This window comes from Chryseobacterium barbadense, from assembly GCF_042849955.1.
GTDB lineage: Bacteria > Bacteroidota > Bacteroidia > Flavobacteriales > Weeksellaceae > Chryseobacterium.
On the sequence record NZ_BAAFHL010000098.1, the window covers coordinates 1 to 5,058 of the forward strand.

Annotated in this window: 3 protein-coding genes and 1 pseudogene; 3 read left to right on the plus strand and 1 reads right to left on the minus strand. The window is 31.6% G+C overall.

What is annotated here, in order from left to right; translation table 11 throughout:
- Nucleotides 1-88 precede the first annotated feature (88 nt).
- Together ACGHIN_RS16375 and ACGHIN_RS16380 are read left to right on the plus strand one after the other, a co-directional pair.
- On the plus strand, nt 89-910 hold the full coding sequence (locus tag ACGHIN_RS16375; RefSeq protein WP_390455990.1) for an RHS repeat-associated core domain-containing protein: 822 nt from the start codon (nt 89-91) through the stop codon (nt 908-910).
- Nucleotides 911-912: 2 nt separating this feature from the next.
- A complete protein-coding gene (locus ACGHIN_RS16380) occupies nt 913-1,530 on the plus strand; it encodes a hypothetical protein (RefSeq protein WP_390455993.1) in 618 nt (205 codons plus the stop codon).
- Between the two features lie 530 nt (nt 1,531-2,060).
- On the opposite strand, the gene ACGHIN_RS16385 is transcribed toward ACGHIN_RS16380, so the two are convergent.
- On the minus strand, nt 2,061-3,671 hold the full coding sequence (locus ACGHIN_RS16385; protein ID WP_390455996.1) for a helix-turn-helix domain-containing protein: 1,611 nt from the start codon (nt 3,669-3,671) through the stop codon (nt 2,061-2,063).
- Between the two features lie 281 nt (nt 3,672-3,952).
- Here ACGHIN_RS16385 and ACGHIN_RS16390 point away from each other — a divergent pair.
- Nucleotides 3,953-5,058: pseudogene (locus ACGHIN_RS16390) on the plus strand (hypothetical protein); the annotation flags it as partial.

Below are 5,058 nucleotides of genomic sequence, written 5' to 3' on the forward strand. Positions count from 1 at the left end.
AGCGAGCAAGCGAAGACGATCACAGTGAAAAGCCTCGCGCGAAAAGAACTGAAGTAGGAAAATCCTAAAAAATGAAGTAGACTACGGAATGTATGATTATGGAGCGAGAATGTATATGCCGGATATCGGGAGATGGGGTGTGATAGATCCAAGAAGTCAATATACTCACGAAACTTATAGTTATGTTTGGAATAATCCAATTTCATTTAATGATCCTACTGGAATGGAAGCTGAATTGGCATTCCCAATTCGTGATGGATTAAAAGATGGTGAGGTATGGCATGATAAAGATGGGTTATTTACATGGGATGCGAAAAAAAATGTATGGATTGATGCCAAAGATAAAAGCTCTGTAATTACTCAGGTTTCAATTTTAAAAAAGTCTAGTAATAATAGTAATCTTGCATCCGCAGCCGCTTTTGGAGTGCTCAATGCAGAAAACCCTGCTGGATGGGTTGTATTAGCCGCTGTTGGATTAGCTTTCATAATAGATCAAGCTACAAAACCTTCCTATGAATGGTACACTCCTACAACCACTATTGCTGATCCTAATGCTGGTTTAAGAAACTTAAAGTCTGATTCTGAAACAACAGATGAAGATGAAAATAAAGATGCCAATGGTGTAGAAGTTCCTCAGGAAGGAGACAATTCTGAATATGTAGACAAAACAGGTAAAAGAGCGGTTAATAATAAAGAGACAAATGTTTCTGAGGGGGAGTTTGTGGATAATCTGGAAAAATCGGGTTATAAAAAGACTAAAAGTTCAGAAGATGGAAAATCAAGAACTTATTCTAATGGGAAAACTTCTTATAACCTTCGAAATGATAAGAGAGGAAACCCTACAGCTGATTTCAAAAAAAATCCAGATGGAACAGGAAAAACAGATATTAAAATACGATTAAAACCATAAATATGGAAAATTTTGTAACTGATAGAAAAGAGTTTGAATATTATAAATCGAAAATAAAAAAGTTGTTTCCCGATTATATTTCATTTAAAAAAAACTCTTTTAACAATAACTTTAAATACTTTATAGCTTTTGATTTTGACTATATTTTTGAAGAAATATTTTTTGAAGGAATAATAACTTTTTTGAATAAAATTAAAAATGGGAAGTTATTTTTCTATACAATTGATCCTTCACCTGAAGACTATTTTTTTATACATTTTAATAAGTATAGTGTTTTTGAATTAGAAACAAATAAAAATTACGATGATTTTAATAGTATTGTGTATAAAGATCCTGGTGTAAACACCGCAGATGCTATTGGGATAAACTCAAACGAAATATCATGTTTTTCTAATTCAGATGATTGGGCGATTATAGGTTCAAGAGAGTGGGAAATTGCGATTGTGGGATTCATATCTTTGGAAATTAAAGAAAAATTTTTGAGTTCTTTTGGAGATAATTCAGATATATTCACTTCTATTGAACAACAAATAAAAATATTAGATGATATGTTAAATTTTGATAAGGAGCTTAAAGCAGAATATAATGAATTGGCAGAGGATTATCAGGATAGAGAATAATCTCCATGCCTCCCCCGCTGCCGCACGAATCCTTTCGTGTGGTTAGATAAGAACAAACTCTCGCAAATTGCGAGAGTTTTGTATTGTGTTCGGAACTATAACCCCATTTCTGAACGAATCCTTTTATGCTGCCGCATGATTGTATCGTGTGGCAAATGAGACACTATAATTCTCTATCTTTACCTAAAACATTGTATGATGAGCAGGAATTATAAATTTCATAATCCTGAAGGACTATATTTTATTAGTTTTGCTGTAGTGGGTTGGTTTAGATGTGTTTATTAGAAATGAATATAAAGATTTGTTTTTAGAAAGTTCTTTACTGTTTCACTCCAGGAATCGTTTGAATTAATATAAACAGCAGGAACAACACCTGTCATTTCACAGAATACTTTTGTAAAGGAAGCTAAAGTTGGGTAACCGAATTCTTCAGCAAGATAACTGATCTTAAATTTTCTGTATTCTTCATCATTTTTAATTTTTTCAGTTATATAATTAATCCTTAATGTGTTTAAAATTTAATTCGCAAATTAATTATTTGAATCAGCAGATATATTTTTTATTTCATTATTTAAAATTCTGATATACGTGGAAGGTGCAACACCTGTCATTTCATTAAATACTTTTGTAAAAGATGCTAAAGTAGGATAACCACATTCCTCGGCCAGGTAACTGATTTTATACTTCCTGTATTCTTCATTATTTTCAATTTTTTCTGTGATATAATTAATTCTTAAAGAATTGATATATAAACTGAAATTATCAGCTTTGTGTTTTTTAATTATAATTGACAGATATCTGGCATTGGTATTTAGTTGCGATGCAAGTTTCCCTTGAGTAATACCTCTTTGTAAAAACTGCAGTCTTATTTCAAATTTTTCAAGCCCTTGAAGTATCTGGCTTTCTGTTTCATTGCTAATCGCCTCCTGTAGTTTCGAAATACTATTTTTCGTTTTGTTATCGGTAAGGGTTTCATCGTTCGTACTAGCTGTAGTTTTACCTTCAGTGCTGGGCACTAGCTCATTACGATAATTTATATAAGCTTGCATTTCTTTTTTATGCTTTCTTCTAAAGTAAAATATAAATCCTAAACAAAATATGATCAAAAAAGCAAAAACAATAATAATAATTTTAATCTGCCCATTTAGCTCGTTAGCTTTTTCTTTATTCTTTTTATAGATCTGTGCTGCGGATTTTAATTTGCTTTTATTGAGTTCACTGTCAATCACCTTGTACTTATCGGCAAATTTTTTTGCGAGTTCTGGCTGATTGTTTTTTTTATATGCATCAATTAAAAGGCTATATACATCTAAATCTTTTAATTTTTGATGATCCTCATCTGTATATTCCAAAACTTTATTCCCGTAGAAGATCACACTATCATACTCTTTTTTTTTAGCATAATTAGTAGCAAGACCCAAATAAATGTAACTCGATACAATTTTTAAGTGCTTAGTATTATATTTCTCTGCATTTTTGAAATTGAGTATGGCAGCATCGTATAATTTTAGTTCAGTTTCAATAGATGCTATATTGCTAAAAGCATGAGAATAATATTGTTTCTTATCAAAATATTTTTCTGGCATTTTTTTATGAAACTCCAGAACTTTTTTTGCATAGCTCAAACGTATTTTCAGATTATCTGGGTTATTAATTTTGGAAAAACTGGCCATCATATATAAATTCCCAAGCACAAGATTATGAAACACATCACTTTGTGTATTGTTTTCCATTAAAGAAATGCCATTTGCTATATAGTTTTCATCCTGAACATTAAAGCCCAATTCCTGATGAAGAAGACCAATGCATCCTAAATTAAGAGCCATACCTGATTTTTCAACGGATTGTTGACCAATCCTTATTCCATTTTCGAAAAAAGTACGTGCTTTTTCAAAATTTCCCTTTTCCAGATAGATATGGCCAATTCCATTATAGGACAACGAAGCCAAGTTATAATATTTGTTTTTTTCACAGATTTTAATAAGTTGAAGATATTTTTTTTCAGCTTCAGCAAAATTTCCATTATTAGCTTCTTTACCGGTTACGATATAATCTCTTATTAAATTCTCCGGCGTCTTCTGAGCAAATCCAAAATTGATTAATAAGATTAAAATAAAAAAACCATAAAAGTATTTTTTCATTATAAAAAGTGTTTTTTTCTAGGTTCACAAACTGATAAACTAATAATAAAAAATATATTAAACTATTACGTCCATGACTATGCAAATGTAGCATCTATTATTATTGAATTGGTTTTAAGCGCCCTCTTAATTTAATTTATAATTTAATTATCTGTTTTTTAATTAATTGCATTTTATTTATTTGGAAAATTATAGTATTTATTTCCGAAAATGAGAACACTAATTATTTTTGATCAACATTATTTTATCACTTTTGTTGCCGAAAAATAAACACTATCAAAATGAAAAAAGTATGGGCGCATTTTTTTAAAAATGTCCAAAAAGTGTTATGCTGCACTTTAATGTTGTTTTTTTGTTCTGCTAAATCTGTAGCTCCAAAGATATATTTTGCTAAAGAAAATAATGATTACAAAAATTGCTTTCTAAATTTATCAAAGAAATTTTCTCTATTAGTAGACACAGATGCTGACGGCGTACCTGACCCCCAGGATTTGGATGATGACAATGACGGAATTTTAGACAGTATAGAAAACCCGTGTACACAAGCTCCTGTACAATGGATGCATAATGCTAATAATGGCCAGTCAGATTATGCTACATATGGTGACGATATCACTACAACATCGGCTCATTTTACTTCAGCTTCCAATATAACATTTGGTTCAGGGCTTAATGAGACAACAGATAATTTTCCATATACATATTTAATCAGAGGAGCTGGCACTATTACATTTTCCGCGGCTAAAACAGCAAATGACTATGCTCAGGTTTCATTTACGCCCGGTAAAAAAATGTATTTAAATGCCATTAATTTTGGTTTCTATACAGGGAGCACAAGTGTTCCAGAATATTCTTGCGGCAATTTTAAAATTGCCGTTGAATATTCCACATCCTCATCTTTTACAAATCCTGTACTTCTTTTTCAGGATTCTCAGGTGGGAAGTATGACTCCTACTTATGTAAATGTAAATAATGCAATTCCTAATTTACTTTTAAGCCCAGGTACCACTTATTATTTCAGAATATATCTTTATGATGAACAAAATAGTGATTCATTAAGCAGAGTACGACTAGACGATATTTACTTTTCAAATTGTTTGTTTGTAGATACAGACGGAGATGGAGTCGATAATTATCTGGATACTGATTCCGATAATGACGGATGCCCTGATGCGGTAGAAGGAGGTGGAAATATTGGTCAGTCACAAGTTAATGGGAATGGGAATATAATTGGCAGCGTAGATGCCAATGGAGTGCCGACACTTGCAAATGGAGGGCAAAGTATTGGTGATTCGCAAAATGCAGGTGTCAATAGCTGCCGCTGTTACAAACCGTTGATAAATTCAGGCGGCACGGTATATGATACCAAAGTAGGAATTACAGCTTT

Bases quoted from the DNA above. Each gene is read 5' to 3' on its own strand.
- ACGHIN_RS16380 (WP_390455993.1), top strand. From the start codon at position 913: ATGGAAAATTTTGTAACTGATAGAAAAGAGTTTGAATATTATAAATCG.
- ACGHIN_RS16375 (WP_390455990.1), top strand. From the start codon at position 89: ATGTATGATTATGGAGCGAGAATGTATATGCCGGATATCGGGAGATGG.
- ACGHIN_RS16385 (WP_390455996.1), bottom strand. From the start codon at position 3,671: ATGAAAAAATACTTTTATGGTTTTTTTATTTTAATCTTATTAATCAAT.